Source organism: Cupriavidus sp. 01L45 (assembly GCF_056399885.1).
In genome coordinates this window covers 1-21920 of sequence record NZ_JBFTSG010000047.1, presented here as the reverse complement: position 1 = coordinate 21920, position 21920 = coordinate 1, and the positions used below count along the sequence as shown (strand labels likewise).

Sequence of the window (21920 nt, the reverse complement as noted above, 5' to 3'; positions counted from 1 at the left end):
AGGGACACACCAAACATAAGCGCGGGTAGCGGATTCAATCGCCATCTATCCTATGTTTCGTCAAGCTTGCTAAATCGTGCGGCTAAATAGTCGATCAGCGCGCGCACCGAGGGTAGGAGTCCGCGCCGGGTAGGGTAGACGGCGTGGATAATTCCACCTCGCGGTTGCCAGGCGGGAACGAGGCGCACAAGCTGTCCTTGCCTTAGCTGATCTGAAACGAGCATCGACGGCAAAGGCACTATGCCCGCGCCGGCAATCGCAGCCTGGCGGAGCGTGAGCATATCGTCGGTTACCAGTCTCGGCACATGCCGCACTTCGGCCGTTGCACCGTTCGGCCCCTCCAGCTTCCACACATGGCTCGGTTGGGCAGGGCCGATGTCCAATGTCGGCAGATCTGCAAGGTCTGCCGGAGTCTTCGGCGCCGTTCCATCAGGCACCAAGCGTGGACTGGCCACCATACACCACGCGCGCTCTGTCAGCACTTTCATCACGAGTCCGCTGTCTTCCAGTGGCGGAACACGCACGCGAATGGCGACGTCAACCCGTTCCCCGATGACATCCACCCTCCGGTTAGTGGCATCCAGGTGCACCGTGATCTTTGGGCGGGCGGCCATGAAATCTGCCAGCATTTCACCGACGCGAGTGTGCAGCAGCGCCACGGGGCAAGAAACACGGACCGTACCCTGTGGCTCCGATCGGGTGAGATCAATGGCCTGCTGTGCCGCGTCAGCTTCCACCAGCATGGCCTTGCAATGCCCGTAGTAGCTCTCTCCAATCTCGGTCACCGTGAAATGGCGGGTGGATCTATGGATGAGCCGCACGCCCAATCGTTCCTCAAGTGTGGAAATGCGTCGACTTAGCTTGGACTTCGGGATCCCGAGCGTGCGACTCGCAGCGGCGAAGCCCTGATTGTCGACAACCTGGACAAAGTAGTAGAGATCGTTCAAGTCTTGCTGCATGACTGCATCATCGTCCTATTTGTAGAACACAGAGGATAAACCAGGAGGGCTACCGGAGCACTCGCCGTCTACCTATGCTTACTGCATGGCAATACCGGCTTGCCGGTTGATCGAACAGGAGCATTAGATGAAGGAAATTCGTGGTGTGTACAGCAGTCCCCGCGGACACTGGGTTGGTGACGGTTTCCCGGTACGTACACTCATTTCGCAGGACAATATCGGCAGTCACGCCAGTCCCTTCCTGATGCTGGACTTCGCGGGCCCAGCGCAGTTTACGCCGACGGCTCATCGTCGTGGCGTTGGCGAGCATCCGCATCGCGGCTTTGAGACCGTCACCATCGTTTATGAGGGCGAGTTGGAACATCGCGATTCGACCGGGCAGGGCGGCAGGATCGGTCCGGGCGACGTGCAATGGATGACCGCGGCAGCCGGCATCCYGCATGAGGAGTATCACTCCGAGGCTTTCGCGCGCAGTGGCGGTACCCTCGAAATGGTGCAACTCTGGGTCAATCTGCCCGCGCGTGCAAAGCTGAGCGAGCCCGGTTACCAGACGTTGTTGAATGCCGCGATTCCGCAAGTGGCGCTACCGAATGGGGCGGGCTTCCTGCGTGTCATAGCTGGCGATTATCTGGACGCCCATGGGCCGGCCAGGACTTTCACGCCGATCAACGTGTGGGATGTGCGTTTGCAGGAAGCCAGTCAAGCCCGATTCAGTCTGCTCGCTGGGCACACAGCCATGCTGGTCGTGCTGCGCGGCAAGGTGATCGTGAATGGCAGCCAGGCGGCACAAGATGCGCAGTTGGTTGTACTGGATCGTTCGGGCACCGAGTTTGACTTGGAGGCTACCAGCGATGCCACCATCTTGCTGCTCTCGGGCGCGCCTATTGATGAACCGGTGGTCAGCTACGGGCCTTTTGTCATGAACTCGACGGAAGAGATTGAGCAGGCTCTGTCGGACTACCGCAGCGGGCAGTTTGGACAGATCCGGGCCAGCCATACATGAATACATGATGCCGTCACCGCAGCAACCGCTTCGCGGCGCGCAGGTCGCGCGCCATTCCAGGCACGGTGGCGCTTCCGCCGCCCTGCAAATTACCGCTCCAGGAGATATACCATGAGCAGTCCCGCCAACTTCAACGGCAAGATCCCCACCATTGACGTCGACGACTCGGCCATGCTGCTGATCGATCACCAAAGTGGCCTCTTCCAGACTGTCGGAGACATGCCGATGACCACGTTACGTGCGAACGCGACGGCACTAGCCAAGGCGGCGACCTTGGCAAAGATCCCGGTCATCACCACCGCATCCGTGCCACAGGGGCCAAATGGTCCGCTCATCCCCGAAATTCACGAATTTGCGCCGCATGCGAAATACGTGGCGCGCAAAGGCCAGATCAATGCCTGGGATAACCCGGATTTCGTCGATGCGGTCAAGGCGACGGGCAAGAAGACTCTGATCATAGCCGGCACGATCACCAGCGTGTGCATGGCGTTTCCGAGCATCAGTGCCGTCCATGACGGCTACCGGGTGTTCGCGGTGGTGGACGCATCCGGCACCTACTCCAAGATGGCGCAGGAAATTACCCTCGCACGCGTGGTGCAGGCTGGCGTGGTGCCGATCGACACCGGCGCAGTACTTTCCGAGTTGCAGAAGAGCTGGAACCGCGAGGATGCGCAGCAGTGGGCTGAAGCCTATGCCGATGTGTTCCCGCCCTATCAACTGCTGATCGAAAGCTATATGAAGGCGCAGCAAGTTGTGAAGAATAACGAAGAACTGGACTCGATGCGCAAGTAAGTCACGCATATTGAATGATGCTTGAAGGCGCGCGTCATATGCGTCTTCAAGCGCGCATCCAAGGCTGCACCGACTTGGCTGATCGCGAGCCGATTGCCTTGAAACATTTGACGGCTTCGATGGCCAATCTAGCGAAAGTTAAAGGCGGCACGGTCACCCCGTCCCTCCTTGCGGTGAGAAATGCCCATGATTGCAAAACTCGTCAGCCGGAAGCTGGTCCGGCAAGTGGGGCAGAGCAGCATTGCGCCGTCGATTCTTGCTGGCCTCGCGTTCTTTGTTGGCACGAACGACATCCTTGCCCAGCAAACGCCCGCCACCGCTGGCATCGCGCCGCCGTACAAGTCGCTACGCTACGATGAGAACTATTCATATCATCGGATCCCACGAAGCGAAGTGATCTTTGGGATCCGGCATTTGGAGAGAGACGACGAACGACGCTGTCTATACGGCGATAGCCACTCCCATCGCGGGTACGGCGGGACGGCCTGGCCGCTACTCGGGGAGCCAGTTTTCTGTTGACTTGTTCTGGCAGATGGACCGGCACATTGCGATCAATGCCGGCGTCGTCCATGTGGATGTGGCAAAGATACTTAGCAATGTTGGCGGCCACAATACGAATTTCACCTATATTTCGGCTGACTACAAGTTCTAGCAAGCCGCCGCTTTCCGTTGGCATGTCGACGGCAAAGCTGCTGGCGGGACCGCACACGAATACAACCCCCCTCTGATCCCATGACGATGCGCTCCTAGTGTCCCGTTCCGCTGATTCGTTTGCAAAGTCTGCTGAACTTGGCGAGGATTGAATCAGCGGTAGCGGTCCAAGTGAATGGTTTGCAATTCTGTAAGCGCTAAATCCAGCACACCTTGAGTATTCAAGGAGTTCCGGACTTTGGGCGACGATCAGTCTCGCTCAGGCTGGGCGCGGCGGCGCGGTATGGTGGCGTGCGAAGTTAAACGGCAACAGGTCGCTGATGTCAGAGTCCGGCGCGCGCTGTGGCAGCTCTGTGAGGACATGAAGCAGATAGGCATACGGCTCGACGTTACAGGCGCGGCACGTAAGCATCAGGCTGTAGACCATGGCGCTCGCCTTCGCGCCAGCGACGGTGTCAGCGAAGAGCCAGGCCTTTCTCGCTGTGCAGAATGGTCGGATGTCTCTTTCTATCGCGTTATTGTCCACCGGGGCCCGTCCCTCGGTGACGTAGCGGCTCAGATATTCCCACTGGTTGCGCGCGTAGGCGATGGCCTTGCCCAGCAGGCTCTCTGGCAGTACCTGTGGCGCCTGCTCATCCAGCCATGCCTTGAAGGCGTTCAGCAGCGGCGCGCTGTGCTGTTGACGCAGCCGGTACGTGTAGTTGACACGCGTTTCGCCTTCGGGCAACTCTGCCTTGGCGAGCGTCTCGACCTCATAGAGGGCTTTGAAGTACTCGAGCGCCTTAAGCACTCGCGCGCTGGGCTTCTTCTGCCCCTTTTGCGCATCAACGAACATCCTTCTCGAATGCGCAACACAACCGAAGTGCGTGACGCCTTCGAGGGTACGCCAGGCACTGTAGCCATCGGTCATTAGCATGCCCTCGTAGCCTGCGAGAAACGCCTGCGGATACTCCTGCCCGCGCCCCCGCTGGTAGTCAAACAGCACCACGGGATGCTCGCAATCCTCGGCGCTGCGCTGGGTAGCCGGACGCAGTTGCCCGCGCCCGGCCCCCTAAGAACTGTACGTGCGAGTTTCCCCGCATACAGCTCAAGCCCCTACAAAGGCACCTTTTCGGCACCCGTTTTCACCACTTGTGTTCCAGCGTATTACTGATTTCCATGGCAATTGGGATGGTGCAGTTGAAGATTACTCGCCGCGTCCGACCCRCCTTCAGTTCGTTTCACGATGAAGCGGGTATCCCAAGGGGTACCCTTTGTGAGCGGTTCATGACAGGTCGGACACAGACCATCTTGCCTTACCCAAACTCGGTAAAGCGTCGCGCGGCCACGGGGCGAGTTCAGCATTTTCTTACCCCAGCGGGTTTCGAAATATGCTTCCCACTTCGGGTCGTGCGGATTGGCATTGCCTTTGATTTTGATATGCCGCTGTATTGGCGTATCCGATTCTTTCAGTAAAGTGATCGTTCTTCGACTTCCATCCTCATTTTTTTCTGTCGCAGCAAATACCCAGTTTCGGAGGCCTTGGGCTTTGAAATATCTATCTTTCACCCATCTGGCTCCCTTATCCGGATGCCTTCTTACTGCCCATTGCCACAGCATTGACCAGACATTTGAATCAACCCGAGCAAAGGTTTTCTTGGCAACCACATGGCGGTGATAGTTCGCCCATCCCCGTAAAATCGGGTTGAGCAGCCCTATCAAATTTGCCTGTTTGGCCGTCTTGTTGCCTTTGATGACTTCCCGGATTTTGTCAAGATGAGCTTCGACGTTTGCTTTCGACGGCTTCATCAACAGCTTGCCGTCGTTGTACTTGCGGATATTCCATCCGAGGAAGTCGAACCCTTCGCTGATGTGTGTTATTTTGGTTTTTTCCGGCGATAGGATCAACCCGCGTTCCGCCAGAAACGCAACCACTGCGGGCTTGACCTCGTGTTCCAGCCATTCTTTCGAGTGGCCGGTGATGATGAAGTCATCCGCATAACGCACCATGTTCATTTTCAAGCCCCTCTGCTTCGCCCTCGGGAATTTTTCCGCAAGCATCGCTTCGAGACCATCCAACGTCATGTTGGCCGCGACCGGTGAGATAATCCCACCTTGCGGTGTACCGGCATCGGTCGGGAAGAGCTCGTTCTGATACACATATCCCGCCTTGAGCCATTTCTGTAAGATCACCTTGTCCGTGGGGATATTGGCGAGCATCCATTCGTGGCTGATTTGGTCGAAACAGGCTTTGATGTCGGCCTCTAACACCCATTGTGCACCCGCTTTTTGCGCCAAGCATACGAAGCATTGCGCTCCCGCATCGGCGGTCGAACGTTCCGGCCTGAATCCATACGAATTCATGTCGGCGGTGGTTTCCGCAATAGGCTCCAGTGCCAGTAGATGCAGTGCTTGCATCGCCCGACACCGCATCACGGGGATGCCCAGAGGTCTTGTCTTGCCGTTCTTCTTCGGAATCAATACTCTCCGAAGCGGAAGAGCCGAATAACCCCGTCTCTTCAACGACCCGATCGCGTTGGTCTTTGCCCTCGGTGTTTTCCAAGTCGCCTTATCGACGCCGGGGGTGTTCTTGCCTTTATTTTCAGTCACCCGCTTGACGGCTAGTGCCTTGCCGCTAAACGAGTGGGTCAGCAGCCATTGCAGGGCTTTCGCCTTGTTATGCCTGCCGGCCTGTGTCGACTTCACAATACGGATTTGCAGCCGTCTTACATGACGCTGGGCATCGGCCCAATTGATGCCGTCCCATGCCACGCCGAGAGGCGCACACGCCGGTGTTGCTGCGTCCATTTGCTTTCCTCCTGTGCAGATGGTTCTATAAACTCTCTTGTGACGAGAGACCATAAGGAAGTCTGCCCGCTTTCGCGTGGGATGATGTTGCAATCCCTATCCATCCGATTACAGGATGGCGTTCGCTTTGTCCTCGTTCCTACGCCCGCACCGCCATGGGCAGACCTTACGGTCTGCTGCCCCCGAAGGGAGCGATACGGGATTTCCACGTTCCAATTGCAAAAGTACGTCGACTTAGGCGTCTGCTGTCGGCCGGAAGGCGTATGGGTCACGAGGACGTATCTATCAAACGCCGCTCCCACCTTCGTTACCGTTTTGGTTCAAGCGTAACAGCCACTTCCGCTTGTCATGTGTTACGACCTTTAGCGCAGATTTACTTGTGTTCGCCATATCGACTATCTAGCACTCATCCGGCGTGTGGCTGCCAGAAGGGTATGTCTCTCACGATTGATACCCCGCACCCTGCGGTGCTTCGTTGCGTTGTCAGGACCGCTCTTTATTCAGGTCCCTAGATTCATCCGGTGACACGGATGGTTCCCTCCTGTTGAAGTGGAAACAACTTCTGCAAACGACTTCGTGTCGCAAGGTAGACCCACATGTACGATTTGCTCTGCGCGGCTTTGCCTTCCTCCTTGAGGACCTGTATCGTCGTCTCGTCGCCATGGATTAGTGTCTGCGCCAGCAACGTGCGGCGCAGCGCCTCGTATAGCCGGCTGTAGTGCAGTTGCGCGGGCCGGATGATCCAGTTGGCCAGCGTGCCACGGCCAACTGCAATGCCGGCGCGACCCAGCGCGTCTTCCATGCGATACAGCGGCGTGCCATCCACGTACTTGGCGGTGGTCACCGTCGCCAGCATCGCCGGGCTTGCGTTGCTGCCCGGCAGTGGTTGCGCTGGCATCGGCGCGGTCACCACCGGCGTGCGTTCGGCATTGCGCTCACAGTGCCGGCACGCGTATTTGAAGCGGACGTGCTGCAGTACGGAGACCTTTGTTTCGATGTGCAACTGCTCGCTGACTTCCTCGCCCAAGCGGTGCATCGAGCCTTGGCAGCAAGGGCAGATCTTCTGGTCCTCGGTCAGGTCATACTCGATGCGCTGGCGCGGCAACTCCGCCGGCAGCGGCTTGCGGCCACGTTTGCGGCCTGCAGGTTTATCGGGCACTGGCAGGCCTGTGTCCGGCGGCGCGAGCGCGTCGTCCTCCTCCTCCTCATCATCGTCGTCGGCCGGCTCCGCAGCGGCCATTTGTTCGGCTTCGTCAAACACGCGATCCTTGAGCTTCTCACTACTTGGCGCGAAGCGTTTGGACTGCGAGAGCCGGAACTGTTCTTCAAGAAGCTTGATGCGATCGTTCAACTCGGCAATGTGCTGAGCGTCGGCCGCAGCCCGCGCTTCGAGTTCGCGGATATAGGCCTGGGCGGCCGGCGGCAATTGCGAGAGGTCGTGTTCGTTCATGCTGAACACGATAGTGCAGCCGCCCCTCAATCGGGTATACGTCACACCGAACGGCCATCAAGCCGTGTGCTGATATTTGCGCGAGGGGTGCCGCTTCACGGCGTCCAGGTCGATGTCGTCCAGTAGCCAGTGCAACTGTTCGGTCGTGAGCTCGATCACCGCGTGCTCACGCCGCGGCCACACAAAACGGTCTTCCTCCAACCGCTTCATCAGCATCCAGAACCCGTTTCGATCCCACAGTAAAAGCTTGATGCGGTTGCGCCGACGGTTATGAAAGGCGTAGACGGCGCGGGAAAACGGATCAAGCTGCATCGACTGCTCGACCAAGGCAACCAACCCATTTATCCCGAGGCGGAAGTCCACGGCATTGCGGTGCAGGTAGACCTGCAGATCAGCGTCGAGCCGGAACATCAACGCGCTCCCAACGCTTCGATCATCGCCTTTACCAGCGTAACGTCCTGTCCACCACATTCGAGTTCCACCGTCACGCCGTTGGGCAGCCGCGCCGTGAGTAGCGCGGTCAGAGGTGGGCGCGGCGATGTTTGGGGGGAGGCAGACGCCCGGGCCGGCAGGCATTCCAGCGATGCCGGAGATTCCGGAACGCGCATCGCGCCGCCAACCTCGACGACCGGTACGAACGCTGGCAATGCCGGTTCCCCACTATCGGCCGCCGCGGCTTCCGTTGTCGCCTGGTACAGCCGAATCCACTTGCGCAACTGGTTCGTATTGATGCCGACCTTAAGTGCCATCCCAGCTACCGATACCCCTGGCCGTAGACACGCTTCGACCAGTTGGCGCTTATCCCCGGGGTCAAAGTCTCGCTTTCCGTTGGAGCGAACCCGGATCACCCTCAGTGGCGGAACTTCACATTCGAATTCCATCATGGCTTGCGTCCGCAAATAGTGGTTGCGGACGCAAGCCTGCCCACTTTCAGCAGCAAACGCTAGGTGTGCTTATTTTCGCGCTTACGCAATTCTGGTTGTAGTGAGCGACGAAGTGATCGATCTTTTGAACCAGTTCCCTGACCGAGGTGAAGGAGCCGCGACGGATTGCCTTGTCAGTGATGATCGAGAAGAAGCGTTCGACTTGATTCAACCAGGAACTGTAGGTTGGGGTGAAGTGCATATGCCAGCGCGGCCGGGCCGCCAGCCACGCCTTGACCTTGGGGTGCTTATGGCTGCTGTAGTTATCCACGATGCAATGCACATCAAGATCGGCCGGAACGGCCTTGTCGATCGAGCGCAAGAACGCGAGGAATTCTTGGTGCCGATGGCGCGGCTTGCACTCGGCCAGCACCGCACCGTTGAGTACGTTCAGCGCGGTCTACGGCTGTCCTATTCAATTTCCACCACATCTACCATTTGCTGCTGATTCCTGTAGCGGACTTCCTGACGCATGACGAATCGCCGGGCGGGACAATACCAGTCGGTCATGTCGAGCACCGTCGGCTCCAGTTCGATATCAGTATCGACCAACCGAAAGCTGCCTGGATCAACGAACTTGGTATATCGGATGGGCCAGCAGAGTAGTGTGCCGGTGGCAAGTTGCAAACGCTGCAGTGGCCCCACCGTCCGCTCGGACAAGGTCAGGCGGACATTTGAACCGAAGAAATCGGAGACCTTGGTGCCGGTGCGGCGATCCACGATACGAAAGTCGTAGCGGGACACAAACGTTTCCGCAGGGAGTACCTGGCCCTCGACCAGCGTCGGCGGGTAGAGCAGCAGTCCGTTCGAGTTGGTACTCATTTCCCCGTCCAGATCGGTGTACTGGCCGTGGGCCTGAACACGTGCGTTCAGACTGTGTACGATCGGTTGTCCTGAGCGCTCATCAATCACGAGCCGGTGACGCTGCACTGTCTCGACGGGCGGCCCCATCAAGCGCCGGAGGGCTGACTTGGAGTAGATATCCAGATCGAGCGAACAAATGTCGCGCTCGAGGTCGTTGACGTTCCTGAAGAAGGCTATCGTCGTCATCGGCGTCAGTCCATCCGCTTCGAAACGGATCTGCCCGCCCTCATGAACATAGGGCGCGTCGCATATTTGTCCGGCGTACACGCGGTGACACGCGATCCCTAGCAGACCACTTGCGGCGAGCCAGGCCGCCGCAAGTGATTGCCAGAGCGGCTTGCACCGGCGTGCCGGCCATCCCGGTATATGAGCGATCCTGCCGTAGGGTCTTGGGTCATGAGTCAATTTCATATGGATAACCGTGCAGAACGTGGTGGCATGCTCGAATCCGGCGGTGCGCCTGCAGATGACCGGTCCAGTGTAGTCGTAATCGGCGGGGCGAAACAGGCGTGCCGGCCCGGAGCGCCGCATAATTGAGCGCGGGTGCGCGGAGAGCCTCGTTCGGCCTGATGCAACCTCGCGTTCTTCGCATCGGGGCTACTTCATCGCGAATCTTTCCCGTACACTCGGGCTGGGCCTCGACGTCATCCGGTGGGTGGCACGCATGGAGCGCTCACGCAGATATCACGCCGCCTGCCGGCATTTGCAAATTCCTGTGACGCAATGCGTCTCGATTTCACGAGGATCATGATGTTGAGCAAAATTCTGAAGACAGTCCTGGTAGCAACCGTTGTCACTGCAGGCGCAGCTGTGCCAGCCTTCGCCCAGTCGAAAAAGGCGGACCCGTACACCGATGGTGCCAAGGTCGACAAGGCGAATCCCTACACCGACGGTGCCAAGTCGGGCAAGTTCGACCCCTATACCGATGGCGCAAAGCAATCGACGAAGAGCAACCTGAAGCCGGGAGACAGCACGGCGAAGGCCCGCGATCCGTATGTGGACGGCGCCAAGGCCGGCAAGGCGGATCCGTACACGGATGGGGCGAAGAGTGGAAAGGCAGATCCATACACTGACGGTGCGAAGAAGCAGTGAGCGGTGGCCGCGCAAGTTGCGCGGCGTAGTAAAGGATGTTCGATGGCAATCGGGTTTCATATACCGGTTGCCATTTTTATTTCCAGGACGGGTTCCAGGCCATCTGCGCGATAACAAGCCGGCATGGGCTTGAACGAAAAAATGATAATGGACTCGCCCAGGCGAGGTTTCTAGAATTCCATCACGCTTGCCGCCGGGAATTCGGCCGAATACCCGAATCTGATTACTGAACTCATTTGCCGACGTCAGGCCGGCACGGATTCGTGCTGCCTGCCGCCGCAGCTTCGGGGTTGGCGTCTTCGCAAGCCGCGATTGAAAAAATAGAGCGAGATGGAGACAGAACGAAGGAAAGACCGAAAAGTGCTGCGATCCATGTATTCGGCATGAGGCGGCCGCTTCTGAGTGGCATCCGCCTTCTGTATCGCGTGCATGAGCAGCCGCAAGGCCCCAATCCATTCAGGAATCGCCCCGAAATGCAAATCAGGAAACTGTTGCGCGCCGTATTCTTGTCAGTACTGTGCAGTCCCATGCTTGCCAGCCTTGCTGTCGCCGATGAATATCCCAGCAAAGCGATCCGTCTGATCGTGCCATTTGCCGCAGGCAGTGCTACCGATTTGCTGGCGCGTATCGTCACCGCCGAGATGACTACCGGTTCGAACTACCAGATGGTCGTAGACAATCGCCCCGGTGCGGGAGGCACCATTGGCACCTCGGCAGTGGCCAAGGCCCCGGCGGATGGCTACACCCTGTTGCTGGTATCGGCAGGCGACGCGGTCAACCCCACGTTGTACCCGAAGCTTTCCTATGACACGACGAAGGACCTGATCGGGATCTCTACGGTGGCGACGATGCCATACCTGCTGGTAGTGGGCGCGTCGAGCCCTTACAAGACCCTAAAAGACCTGTTGGCTGCCGCGCGTGCCAGGCCGGGTGAGGTGACGTACAGCTCTGCCGGGAACGGGAGCTCTTCACATCTGAGCGGCGAGCTGTTGGATCTCAAGGCCGGAGTGGAAACCCGGCATATTCCGTACAAAGGTGCTCCGGCCGCGATCACGGACGTCATGAGCGGGCGTGTAGATATGTTCTTTGCGCCCGCCATCACTGCGATGCAGTATGTAAAGGACGGCAAGCTGCGCGTTCTCGGCGTGGCGACGCCTTCGCGGGTGCCGTCGATGCCGGACATCCCCACTATTTCTGAAGAGGGCGTGCCGGGTTACCTGTTCGATGCCTGGTTTGGCGTGCTGGCACCGGCAGGGACGCCGAAGAATGTGGTCGCACGCCTGAACGGCGCCATGCAGAAAGCGCTGGCTTCGCCTGCCACCCGGGAGAGGCTTGGCCTGCAGGGCGCCGACCCGATGCCATCAACTCCCCAGGCGGTCGATCGGCTGATCGTGGCTGAAATCGCCAAGATGGAGCCAGCGGTCAAGCGGTCGGGCGGGATTGCGGGCCAGTAGGCATCGGCAGCCGCATGTCGGGCCGTAGCCGGTTTGGCATGCGGGCCCAGACACCTGCCACGCCGTGGCAGTGCGGATGATGCCTTCGTGCATGCCACGCTTGCGGTTGCGCGCGGCCGAAGCAGGGCGGTATTGGAGCGGGTGGTCAACGAAATGTCCGATACCCTGGCCACATTTTTCTCGCAGCTCGATCGGCAGCGCTATCTCGCGCTGTCGATCGAGCTGCGAGAAAAATGTGGCATGTGGGCATACAAGAGCCTGAACAACATTCATCAGCGCTATACGGGATGCGCTGATTCATTCAACGGACGCTAGCAAGCGGCTGTATGGCCAACTGCCGGTGAGCGAGAGTTCGTTGGCGATGGTCTGTATCGCCTCGATAAGGGCCAGCGTGGCACGTGATGGCGGCCGCGCCAACGCGTAGCCGATCAGCCTCTGCAATTCCAGATCGCGGATCGGCTTCGCCTGCAGCTGACCGGCGCTCAGTTCGTCGCGTATGGCTGCTGCGAAATGCACGGTCCAGCCAAAGCCGCGCGCGACAAGGCGCTTCGCTACCTCGATCGACTCCACTTCCATTGCGACCTGGAATTCCACCCCCCGGCGCGCCGCAGCGGCTTCAAGCGCGAGCCGCACGCCCGACTTCGATACGCCGGTCAAAATCAGCGGGATGCCCTGCAACTGTTCAATATCGACTGCCCCATCACCAAGGCTGTTGTCACCCGGCACACCAATTACGCATAATGCTTCTGCCACCAGTGGTACGGCACTGATGCCCGGACTTGCCACCGGGCCGCTTAGCAAGGCAACGTCCAGCGTGCCCTGCAGCAGGGAATCCGCGAGCGCAGGAGCAAAGTTCTCCACCAGCCGGAGCCGGATCTCGGGAAAGCGCTGCCTGAGGACTTCTGCCAGTGGCACGAACAGCAGCGGCGCAAGGGCCGGCGTCAGCCCTAACGCGACAAGTCCCCTTGGGGAGGCGGCAAGGTCGGCGATATCGACCTTGACCTGGTCAGCGTAGCGCAGCAGGAAGGAGGCCCGGTCGAGCAACACGAGCCCTTCCGGGGTTGGCGTGGCGCCCCGCGCGTGGCGTTCCACCAGCTTGACGTTGAGTTCCTCTTCAAGAAGGCGTATCTGGCGGCTGAGCGCTGGCTGCGCGATATGCAGCGCGGCCGCTGCGCGCCCGAAGTTCTCTTGAGTGGCAAGTACTTTGAAATAGCGCAGTTGTCTCAGGTCCAATGTGACACCTCATGGCTTGGCGGCATTGCCGTCCTCAGTTGCGGGCAGCTAACTGATTGAACCGGCTTGCCAAATGCAATCGATTGCATTAATGGTTGAATAAAAACATCCGGCTCGCACCGCAAGCGCTTCAGACGGTCCGCGTGGATGCGCGCACGATCAGCTCGGGTTCGAGCGACATTTTTGCCGTACCGCTCGTGTTTCCGTCGAGTTCGCCCAGCATGAGTGCCGCGGCGCGCGCCCCCATTTCATAGAACGGCACCCGGATGGTGGTGAGGGCCGGGGAGATCGCGTTCATGAAGATCATGTCGTTATGGCCAACTACGGAAAGATCGTCGGGGCAGTTGCGGCCCGCAGCCTGCAGCGCGGCGTAGCAGCCGAGCGCCAGAAAGTCGTTGGCGGCGACAACGGCCGTGATCCGATGGCGGCCGGCAAGCAACTGCTCGCATGCCGCCCGTCCCGCCTCTACGGTGTAGGCCGGCGCGCGCGCTACCGGACATGCCGAGCGCGGCAGGCCGAATGCGGCAACCGCCTGCAGGAAGCCGGCCTCACGCTCGCGCCCGGTGGAGAGGTTGGAGGGGCCGGCCAGGTGCCCGATCCGCCTGTGCCCCAGGGCATGGAGGTGAGCCACGGCGAGCGCCATGGCCTTGTTGCTGTCGCTGACCACGCTGGACACACGCCCAGCATCGTCGCTGCGGTTCACCGTCACGATTGGTACACCCTGTTCCAGGCAATGGGAAACCACCGGATCGTTGCGCTCTGCCGTAGCCAATATCAGGCCATCCACCTGGCGGCCCAGCAACTGGTCGACGATAAAGGTCTGCCGTGCCTTGTCGCCACCGGCATTGGCGACAATCCCAACGTACTGTCGCTTGAACAGCACATGCTCGATGCCGAGCACAATGGGCGGGAAAACCGGACTGCCGATATCGGGGACCACAACGCCGATCGTGCCCGAACGCTTGGTTCGCAAGGCCGCGGCTATGCGGTTTGGCGAGTAGTTGAGGTCATGTGCGGCCTTGAGTACACGCGCGGCAAGATCCGCGCCGATGCGGTGGCGCGTTTCGGGATTCAGCACGCGCGACACCGTGGACGGGTGTACATCCAGCGCATCCGCAATCTGCTTGATCGTAGGCTTTCTGATTTGGTTCATGCAGGATCCCGGGCCTTGCGAGTTGGTGTCATATCACTTTGTTATCGGACGCAGCCAAAAGTGCTATTGGATGCCCTGTCGCAAGGGCGCCTAAAATTTCCTGGAAGCACTTCGTCAACTCGTATGGAAATCGCGTTGGCTACTTGCGCAATCGATTGCATTATAGAAAAATTGGGTTCGGATGCCAAGGCAAGGCATCCCACTTCACACAGCATCAGGGCATCAGGAGACTACGGTGAGAGCAGCCGTTTCGCTGGCAGGCCGCCAGCCCAAGTATGAAGAGTTCGGCGACCCCGTCGCTGGCGATGGCAAGGTCGTCGTCAGAATGCATGCAGCGGCGCTGACGCGCTTTGATATGGCGATCGCCAGCGGGCGGCATTACTTCAAGCCGCCCCCCGGCGCCTTTGTCGTGGGCCGCGAGGGTGTCGGGCGCCTGGCCAGCGGGCAGCGCGTCTACGTCAACGCCAAGGCAACCGCGGGCGTATTCGGGACCATGGCGGAGCAGGCGCTGGTTGATCCGGCGCTGGTCCTTCCCGTGCCGGATGGCATTGGCGACGACTATGCCGCTGCCCTTGGCAACGCCGGTCTGGCTGCATGGTTGCCGCTGTCCTGGCGCGCGCGCATGCGACCCGGTGAGACGGTGCTCATCCTTGGCGCGACCGGCGTTACGGGGCTGCTCGCGGTCGCGTCGGCAAAATTGCAGGGCGCCGGGCGGGTGATCGCAGCTGGCCGTGACAAGGCGGCACTGGCACGGGCCAAGCGGCTCGGGGCGGACGCGGTGGTCGAGCTCGATGATGGTCCTGACCTGGTGAGCGCGTATCGGCAAGCCGCGGGCGGAGACATCGATATCGTTCTCGATTATCTGTGCGGCGCCCCGGCGGAAGCCGCATTGCAGGTGCTGGGGACTGGTGGCCGGCTGGTGCACATTGGCACCACCGTAGCGCAAACGATGACATTCGCGGGAGGATGGGCGCGCAAGGCCAACTTTGACATCATGGGGTTCGCCTACTATCACGCCCCGGTTGACCAGCAGGCGGAGGCCTACGCCCAGTTATGCCGCCATATGGCTGCGGGAAGGATGGAGGTCGATATCTCGACGGCACCGCTCGCCGACATCGGGCGGGTCTGGGCAGCGCAGTCGGCAAGCGCCCGCCACAGGTTCGTGCTGGTTCCATAGGCAGCGGGCGCAGTGCTGCTGCGGGATTCGCATTGAGTCCCGAAGGCCGGCCCGCTTGCCGGCTTTCAGCATTCCCGCGGCCGGCAAGTCCGCATCCAGATGACGCAACCGGCGCGGGACCCGGAAGCTGGCATCAGCGAGAAGATCGTACGGCGCCGAGCCGGAGCGGCACCGGCCCGGCTCATGTTTCAGCAAGCCTGGACCTCAATTCCACGATGCCATTTTGTTATGGCGCCGGAAGAAAAATGCTACTGGATTGATGCGGGCGTGCTGCGTAGAGTTTCGGGTACAGAGTGCCGGCAAGCGGCATCTGCGATAACTCAACGACATAGAAACAGGAATGGACATGGACATCACGCCAGCAGAAATGGAAGCCACCCGTATCGCCCGCTGGGGCAAGGTCGAACCGTACGGCGAGACCTTTATCGAGAGCCGCCTGCCTGGCATGGAGAAGCGCCTCTACAAGCTGATCAACCGCGGCGTGCTGGAGAACAAGGGCGTGCAGCCGGCCATCCAGGGCGAGCACAGGTTCGGCGTCACGCTGATCGAAGTTCCCGTGGGGCAGGGCGCGAGCCTGCACTCGCATGTGACAGAAGAAGTGTTCTTCCCCCTCAACGGAAAGATGCTCGTGGTGTGGGGCGACAAGGGCGAGCACTCGATCATGCTCAACCAGTGGGATTGCATTTCCATGCCGGTTGGCGTGATGCGTGGATTCCGCAATCCGAACGACCACGATCTCGTTGTCTACTCCGTGGTGGGTGGAACGGATATGGAAGTCGGCCGCATTGCCTGGCATCCGGACGTCATCAAGGCTGCCGAAGGCACCGGATTGGCCTATGGCAAGGACGGCTACCTTGAGCAAGAGGCGGCAAAGTAGTACGACGAAAAGCGCCGCGGCAGTGGACCGGCCGCCCGGCCACAGCATGCCGGAGATGAGAAGAACGGACGCCTTGCAGCGTCCGTCAGGAGACGACGGATGTCACAGCCGAAGATATGCGCCAGGGACTGCGATGCGATGGACGCGCCGGCATCGCCGCGCCGCCGCAGCCTGCTGCGGCTCGCTGTGGCGGGCCTTGCGACGATGCCGGCAGTGCCGCTCTTCGCAACGGAGGTTCAGCGTCAGCCGCGCTGGAGCCCGGATGGCAGCGTTCGGATCGTCGTGCCGTTTGCGGCAGGCGGGACTACAGATATGGTTGCCCGCCTGTTGGCAGACGGGCTGGGCCGGCGGCTTGGCCAGCCCGTGATCGTCGATAACCGTGTCGGGGCCGGCGGCAACATTGGTATCACCAACGTTGCCCGTGCAGCCGGTGACGGGCGCACGCTCTTGCTGGCATCAACGGCTTTTCTTACCAATCCGGCCTTGTATCCTGCCAGGCCGCCGTACGACCCCGTGCATCAGTTTGCTTCGATCAGCGAACTGGTCAGCGCACCGGACGTCATCCTGGTTCGCGCCGCCAGCCCGCTGGCAAGCCTTGGCGACCTGATTGCACAAGCCAGGAAGAATCCCGGCGCGGTGAGCTTTGCAACGCCTGGCAAGGGCAACAGCGTGCATCTTGGCGGCGAGCTGTTATGGCAGAAGGCTGGCGCCGAACTGATGCATGTTCCCTACAACGGTGCCGCACCGGCCATCCAGGCAGTCCTCGGCGCACAGGTCGATTGCGCACTTACCGCTTTGCCGCCGGCGCTGCCCTTGCTCAGTGCCGGCAAGCTTCGCGCGCTTGCTGTAGGCGGACGGACACGGTGGTCAGGCATGCCTGGCGTGCCGACGATTGCGGAATCGGGGTTTGCCGGCTATCGATCCGAAACCATGCAGGCGCTGTACGCACCGGCAGCCGTGCCGCCTGCCATTGTTGAACGCCTTTACCACGAAGCCGCCGATGTCCTCGCCGGAGCGGACGTCCACCGGCGCCTTGGGGAGATGGGCTTCGACGTAGTTGCCAGCTCGCCGGATGCGCTGGCGAGGCGCGTGGCAGAAGAAGTGCCACGCTGGGCAAGCGTGGCGGCAAAGTCCAATATTCGGGCCGACTAACAACCCTGCGCAACGCGCGCAAGAATCCGGCGCTGCGACCACAATCGTAGCGCACGGCACACAGACCCATAGCACAGGAAGCCCTACGATGTCAGAACTCAATCCGGCCGCATCGCGCGCCCACGATTCTTCCGAGCAACGTTCCATACCGGCCGATCCGGCTGCACTGCTGCAGGCAGTACTCCGCGCGAACCAGGGCACCAGCGATCCTCGCGCACGCACCGTACTGGATGCCGCCATCCGGCATCTGCATGCCTTTGCCGCCGAGGTCGAACTTACCTACGAGGAACTGCACGCCGGCCTCGACTTCATGGTCAGCATCGGCAAGGCGACGGGCCCGAAGAAGCATGAGGGCATCCTTCTCGCAGACATTCTTGGCGTGGCGACGCTGGTGGTCTTGATGGACGCCAAGGCAGCACTGGCCGCCGGTGGCACCGAGCCGGCCCTGATCGGGCCTTTCTGGCGCGAGAATCAGCCGGTGCGGCAGAACGGGACCAGGATCGCCAGCGAGGACACTGCCGGTGAGCGGCTGGCGGTGACGGGGCGCATTCTGTCCCTCGACGGTACGCCCATCGCCGGGGCACGCGTGGAGACCTGGCAAGCTGCGCCTAGCGGCTTGTATGAGAACCAGGATCCGGAGCAGGAAAGCATGAACCTTCGCGCCTGCTTCGAAACCGATGCACAAGGCCGCTTCTGGTTCGAGAGCGTCAAGCCATCCGGCTATGGCGTTCCCACCGACGGGCCCTGTGGAGACCTGCTTGTGCTGCAAGGCCGTCACCATATGCGCCCCGCACACCTGCACTTCATCGTGATTGCGCCGGGCCACAAGATGCTGGCGACGCAGATCTTCGACTCCCTGGACGACTATGCGTACAGCGACGCCGCGTTCGGCGCGGTCGGCTCCCTGTTGCGCGACTTCGAGCCGGACGGTGAAGGCGGCTACAAGCTGGATCTGGAGCTGCGCCTGGAGCTGGGCGTGACTCGGGTGCCCCGTCCGCCGCTGCCGTAGCCGGCTGAACGGAAGGGCCTTTCGTGTGCACCTGGAGCAGTGCACACGAAGCATGGTGCGCAGGCACACGTGCCGGATCTGCCCGGCAACGGCCTTCGCGCATCGCTTTCATTATTGTTGAGGTTTCCCTGATTCGCGACAGCGCAAAAACAACCACCGTCATTCCCGCGCAGGCGGGAATCCAGCGTCGTTCACTTTCCCTTCGGGGAAAAGTCACTGGGTTCCCGCCTGCGCGGGAATGACAAGCAAGAAACGTTGTCGTGAATTTCGGAAAACATCAGTAAGCCAGCGCGACCAGCCGCCGCTGCTGGTCGCCGAATTCGCTGGGTATGACGCCCGCGTGTCGCGTCGAACTTCCGGCGGCCAATCTCACTCGGTCTTTTGCCGCCGCCAGGCGGGCCGGCTGTGCCATCTGGCCTCAATCGCTCAAGCCTGCCATGACATGAACATGCCGTACAGGGCGCGCTCCGTTGCCACTTGTTGCGCCACGCCGGCATTCAGCAGAGCATTCGAGATCCGTCGAAATGGCGCTCCGGAATTCAACCCGGTTCATATCAATTTGTTATTGCATCAAGACGAAAATCATAATTGACGACGGTTCTAGCCGCCTTCTACACTTCGGCTCCATAAGCTCCATAAGCTACATAATCTCCATAAGAGCCGCGACGGATTTATTGACCGGGATCTAATTCCGGCGATGCCTGGCCTTAATTCTGGCTTCCGATAATCGTCTTCAGCTCAGCGTTAGCACATCGAGCTTGGAATGAGTTCTCGCTTCCGCCTGTTCTTGTTCATTGCTGTAACTCACGATCCGATTTGGATCTTTGCTGAAATAAAAATACAAGGAGAAAAAAGTTGAAAGCCAGATGTTCTTTCCGAAAACGACTTCCCGTGGCTATTGCGTTCCTCGCCTGCCTCGGGTCCTCACCTGTCGTCCACGCCGCCGACGGCGTAAGACTATATGGTTTGCTCGATACCTATGTTGGCAGCATCAAACCAAGCGGCGCGCCGAAGAGTTCGTTCCAGCTTGACAACGGAGGCGAGACAACCCCGTTTTGGGGAATGGGAGGAGAGGAGAATCTCGGCGGCGGGCTGAGCGCCGTATACGCGCTTGAAAGCTATTTCGCCGTCGACAGTGGGGCTGTCGGAAGAACGCCAACCGATTCCTTCTTCGCCAGGAGTGCCTATGTAGGCCTGTCAGGAGGAATGGGTGAGATCCGGTTCGGACGGAATTCAACGCCGCTTTTCTATATTACCGGGCAGTTCGACCCGTTTTCCGGATCCACACGCTTCTCGCCACTCACCAATCAGAACTGGACGCCGAATTTCGGCAGGCTGATTCACGGCGATACCGGCTGGAGTAATTCGGCACGGTATCTCTCGCCAACCCTTGGCGGCTTCAGTGCCCAGATCATGTACGGGCTCGGTGAAGCCTCGGGCAACAATGGCACCAATAATATTGGCGGCATACTGCGCTACCAGAACGGCCCGATTGATCTGGCAGGCGGCGGCAACCATACCAAGGTCGGAACGGCCATCACTGCCTTGGAGCCGGCCCAGAAGGTGCTGTTTGCCGGAGCCTCCTATGACTTCAAGGTCGTTAAAGTGTTTGCGACTTTTAACCTGACGAAGAACGAAGGGTCAGAGCTGCGTACCTACACTTACCATGTCGGCGCGTCGGCTCCGGTGGGACCGGGCCGGCTTAATGCCAGCTACGTCTGGACCAAGAACGACAGAAGGACCCTGGCAGACTTCAATCGCGCGACCGCGGGGATTGGCTATAACTACAATTTCTCAAAACGGACGGATGTCTATGCCAACTATCTCTATGACAAGCTGAGCACTGCCGGCACCGGTAATACCTTTGGTGTCGGCCTTCGTCACAAATTCTGACTGCGGCGTCGGGTTTTGTTGCTGGACGGGAAGCCTGGTACTCATCGAGTCCCAGGCTTTTTGCCATTTCGCGAGTCGACCGGAGGCGTAGCCGGGTGGTCACTGGCACTACGCGCGGCAGCGCTGGCATACGGAGGAAAACGGGCAATCCATCCGCTATGCTTGCTCGATAGTGCCCATCGCGCCAAACGCCGGGCTTGGCGTGCCGCCCCAGAGATCGGCTGCGTCCTTTCCGCGCTCCATCATTCGCGCTTCGCGCGCGGTGGCTTCCGGAAATTCTTCCATGCCAAAGCTGTACTCGGCAGTCAGTCCATCGGGGTCCGAGAAGTAGAGAAAGATGCTGCCAGAGTTGTAATGGCGGCCCGGGCCAAAGCTGATATCCACTCCCGCATTGCGCAATCGGTTGACGGCCTTCCCGATATCGTCGATCTCGGAAACCATGAAGTTGACGTGATGAAGCTGGTTGTCACTGGTTTGGCCCACCGCGAAACTGTGATGATAGGGATTCGGAAAGCATCGAAGGAATGCAAATCTTCCCGGCGTGTAGTCCGATACCTTAAAGCCGAAGTCCTTGAGCAGGGACTGATAGGTGGCGTCGAAGGAGCGCGCCCCGATCACGACATGGCCTAGTCTCTCGATCTTGGTGTGGGGTGAGGAAAACGGCCGGATCATCTGCATCACCTCCGCATAGAACTCAAAGATGAGGCCACTGGACGGCTCTCGGACGCGGAAGCTGCGCCCTTGCTTGAGCGCTTCGCACTCGGCCGCCGCGACTTCGACAGGGCGCAGGCCGCGCGCCTCGAAATGCGCGAATGCGTCATCGAGTTGCCGTGCGTTTTCAAGTTCGAAGCCCGCCCGGCGAAGTCCAGGCAGCGGTGATTCGACAAGCACGAGATTGTGGTGGTCGGAAGAGCACCTGAGGAATGCCGCTTCGCTAGTCCGTTGCGTCAACTCCAGCCCGACAAGATCGCGATAGAAGGCGATGGATCGATCCAGGTTGGTTACGTTGAGCGCGACATAGCCAAGCTCGCGATAGCGGAATGGTTGGTTCACTGCCTTCTCCTTTGCCTTTTCTGTTTCCGTTGGTCCGCACACAATCGTTTCATCAGGCGGATATATAGACCGCCTGACGATACTTTACTCATTGATCAGCACAGATGCAATCGCTGGCGAAAGGCTGCGGCCGCCTTGCCTGTGGTCGGGGTGACCTGACTTTCGGAGATCCGCGCCGGGCCGTGTCCTTGCTTCCCATTGCTGTGCACTGACCGTGTCGTTCCAGCTTGACAAGGCTCTGAGTGATAGCTAGAGTTATCGAAAATGAAACAGCATGTCCGCATGATGAAACTTGATAAGTTCATCGGGACGCAAGTCAACAAGGAGCCATCGGGTGTCGGAGACAGGAGCCATCGGGTGTCGGAGACAGAGGTGCTGATCGTAGGGGCGGGGCCGGT

21 protein-coding genes and 3 pseudogenes are annotated in these 21920 nt (G+C 59.9%); 13 read left to right on the top strand and 11 right to left on the bottom strand.

The window, feature by feature from the left end; all coding sequences use genetic code 11:
- Positions 1-50: 50 nt before the first annotated feature.
- Positions 51-959 (bottom strand): LysR family transcriptional regulator, encoded by a 909-nt coding sequence (locus AC1DT6_RS28025; RefSeq protein ID WP_477115113.1) that lies wholly within the window; start codon positions 957-959, stop codon positions 51-53.
- A 127-nt stretch (positions 960-1086) separates the two neighbouring features.
- Here AC1DT6_RS28025 and AC1DT6_RS28020 point away from each other — a divergent pair, with 127 nt between their 5' ends.
- From AC1DT6_RS28020 to AC1DT6_RS28005, 4 genes are all read left to right on the top strand, one after another.
- Complete coding sequence (locus AC1DT6_RS28020; protein WP_477115112.1) at positions 1087-1962, top strand: pirin family protein; 876 nt, start codon at positions 1087-1089, stop codon at positions 1960-1962.
- A gap of 111 nt (positions 1963-2073) precedes the next feature.
- Positions 2074-2754 carry an isochorismatase family protein gene (locus AC1DT6_RS28015; protein WP_477115111.1) on the top strand — a complete coding sequence of 227 codons (681 nt, stop codon included), beginning with the start codon at positions 2074-2076 and terminating at the stop codon, positions 2752-2754.
- A gap of 186 nt (positions 2755-2940) precedes the next feature.
- Positions 2941-3273, top strand: a complete 333-nt coding sequence (locus tag AC1DT6_RS28010) for a hypothetical protein (protein WP_477115132.1) — start codon at positions 2941-2943, stop codon at positions 3271-3273.
- Entirely contained in the window at positions 3155-3406 is a 252-nt protein-coding gene (locus tag AC1DT6_RS28005) for an alginate export family protein (protein WP_477115110.1), read from the top strand. The genes AC1DT6_RS28010 and AC1DT6_RS28005 overlap by 119 nt, the downstream gene beginning before the upstream one ends.
- A gap of 258 nt (positions 3407-3664) precedes the next feature.
- Here AC1DT6_RS28005 and tnpC (AC1DT6_RS28000) read toward each other — a convergent pair.
- From tnpC (AC1DT6_RS28000) to AC1DT6_RS27970, 7 genes and pseudogenes are all read right to left on the bottom strand, one after another.
- Positions 3665-4420 (bottom strand): annotated as a pseudogene (gene tnpC / locus AC1DT6_RS28000) (IS66 family transposase); the annotation flags it as partial.
- A 131-nt stretch (positions 4421-4551) separates the two neighbouring features.
- Positions 4552-6192 (bottom strand): group II intron reverse transcriptase/maturase, encoded by a 1641-nt coding sequence (gene ltrA / locus AC1DT6_RS27995; RefSeq protein ID WP_477115109.1) that lies wholly within the window; start codon positions 6190-6192, stop codon positions 4552-4554.
- A 562-nt stretch (positions 6193-6754) separates the two neighbouring features.
- Positions 6755-7642: pseudogene (tnpC, locus tag AC1DT6_RS27990) on the bottom strand (IS66 family transposase); the annotation flags it as partial.
- Positions 7643-7699: 57 nt separating this feature from the next.
- Entirely contained in the window at positions 7700-8053 is a 354-nt protein-coding gene (tnpB, locus tag AC1DT6_RS27985; RefSeq protein ID WP_477115108.1) for an IS66 family insertion sequence element accessory protein TnpB, read from the bottom strand.
- The gene (tnpA, locus tag AC1DT6_RS27980; RefSeq protein ID WP_477115107.1) at positions 8053-8526 is read right to left on the bottom strand and encodes an IS66-like element accessory protein TnpA; all 474 of its coding nucleotides are present in this window, start codon (positions 8524-8526) and stop codon (positions 8053-8055) included. The genes tnpB and tnpA overlap by 1 nt, the downstream gene beginning before the upstream one ends.
- 85 nt (positions 8527-8611) lie before the next feature.
- A pseudogene (locus AC1DT6_RS27975) lies at positions 8612-8962 on the bottom strand (IS630 family transposase); the annotation flags it as partial.
- Positions 8963-8976: 14 nt separating this feature from the next.
- Entirely contained in the window at positions 8977-9840 is an 864-nt protein-coding gene (locus tag AC1DT6_RS27970) for a hypothetical protein (protein WP_477115106.1), read from the bottom strand.
- 339 nt (positions 9841-10179) lie between these two features.
- On the opposite strand from AC1DT6_RS27970, the gene AC1DT6_RS27965 reads away from it, so the two are divergent.
- The 3 genes from AC1DT6_RS27965 (at position 10180) to AC1DT6_RS27955 (ending at position 12290) form a co-directional block, all read left to right on the top strand.
- Positions 10180-10521, top strand: coding sequence for a hypothetical protein (locus AC1DT6_RS27965; RefSeq protein WP_477115131.1), 342 nt, complete (start codon positions 10180-10182; stop codon positions 10519-10521).
- Between the two features lie 473 nt (positions 10522-10994).
- Positions 10995-11975, top strand: coding sequence for a tripartite tricarboxylate transporter substrate binding protein (locus tag AC1DT6_RS27960; protein ID WP_477115105.1), 981 nt, complete (start codon positions 10995-10997; stop codon positions 11973-11975).
- A gap of 33 nt (positions 11976-12008) precedes the next feature.
- Entirely contained in the window at positions 12009-12290 is a 282-nt protein-coding gene (locus tag AC1DT6_RS27955; protein WP_477115104.1) for a hypothetical protein, read from the top strand.
- Here the strand turns inward: AC1DT6_RS27955 and AC1DT6_RS27950 are convergent.
- Positions 12273-13208, bottom strand: coding sequence for a LysR family transcriptional regulator (locus AC1DT6_RS27950; protein ID WP_477115103.1), 936 nt, complete (start codon positions 13206-13208; stop codon positions 12273-12275). The two genes, AC1DT6_RS27955 and AC1DT6_RS27950, sit on opposite strands and share 18 nt — an antisense overlap.
- Before the next feature lie 130 nt (positions 13209-13338).
- Complete coding sequence (locus AC1DT6_RS27945; RefSeq protein WP_477115130.1) at positions 13339-14352, bottom strand: LacI family DNA-binding transcriptional regulator; 1014 nt, start codon at positions 14350-14352, stop codon at positions 13339-13341.
- A gap of 244 nt (positions 14353-14596) precedes the next feature.
- On the opposite strand from AC1DT6_RS27945, the gene AC1DT6_RS27940 reads away from it, so the two are divergent.
- The 6 genes from AC1DT6_RS27940 to AC1DT6_RS27915 all read left to right on the top strand — a co-directional run bounded on the left by AC1DT6_RS27940 (position 14597) and on the right by AC1DT6_RS27915 (position 20469).
- Positions 14597-15538 (top strand): quinone oxidoreductase family protein, encoded by a 942-nt coding sequence (locus AC1DT6_RS27940; RefSeq protein ID WP_477115102.1) that lies wholly within the window; start codon positions 14597-14599, stop codon positions 15536-15538.
- Between the two features lie 346 nt (positions 15539-15884).
- Positions 15885-16415, top strand: a complete 531-nt coding sequence (locus AC1DT6_RS27935) for a cupin domain-containing protein (protein ID WP_477115101.1) — start codon at positions 15885-15887, stop codon at positions 16413-16415.
- A 99-nt stretch (positions 16416-16514) separates the two neighbouring features.
- On the top strand, positions 16515-17567 hold the full coding sequence (locus tag AC1DT6_RS27930; RefSeq protein WP_477115100.1) for a tripartite tricarboxylate transporter substrate binding protein: 1053 nt from the start codon (positions 16515-16517) through the stop codon (positions 17565-17567).
- An 88-nt stretch (positions 17568-17655) separates the two neighbouring features.
- On the top strand, positions 17656-18576 hold the full coding sequence (locus AC1DT6_RS27925) for a dioxygenase family protein (protein ID WP_477115099.1): 921 nt from the start codon (positions 17656-17658) through the stop codon (positions 18574-18576).
- Positions 18577-18814: 238 nt separating this feature from the next.
- Positions 18815-19168, top strand: coding sequence for a hypothetical protein (locus AC1DT6_RS27920; protein ID WP_477115098.1), 354 nt, complete (start codon positions 18815-18817; stop codon positions 19166-19168).
- A gap of 299 nt (positions 19169-19467) precedes the next feature.
- Positions 19468-20469: a porin gene (locus AC1DT6_RS27915; RefSeq protein WP_477115097.1), complete on the top strand. Its 1002-nt coding sequence runs from the start codon at positions 19468-19470 to the stop codon at positions 20467-20469.
- A 156-nt stretch (positions 20470-20625) separates the two neighbouring features.
- Here AC1DT6_RS27915 and AC1DT6_RS27910 read toward each other — a convergent pair whose 3' ends face one another.
- Entirely contained in the window at positions 20626-21522 is an 897-nt protein-coding gene (locus AC1DT6_RS27910; RefSeq protein WP_477115096.1) for a VOC family protein, read from the bottom strand.
- Positions 21523-21920 lie beyond the last annotated feature (398 nt).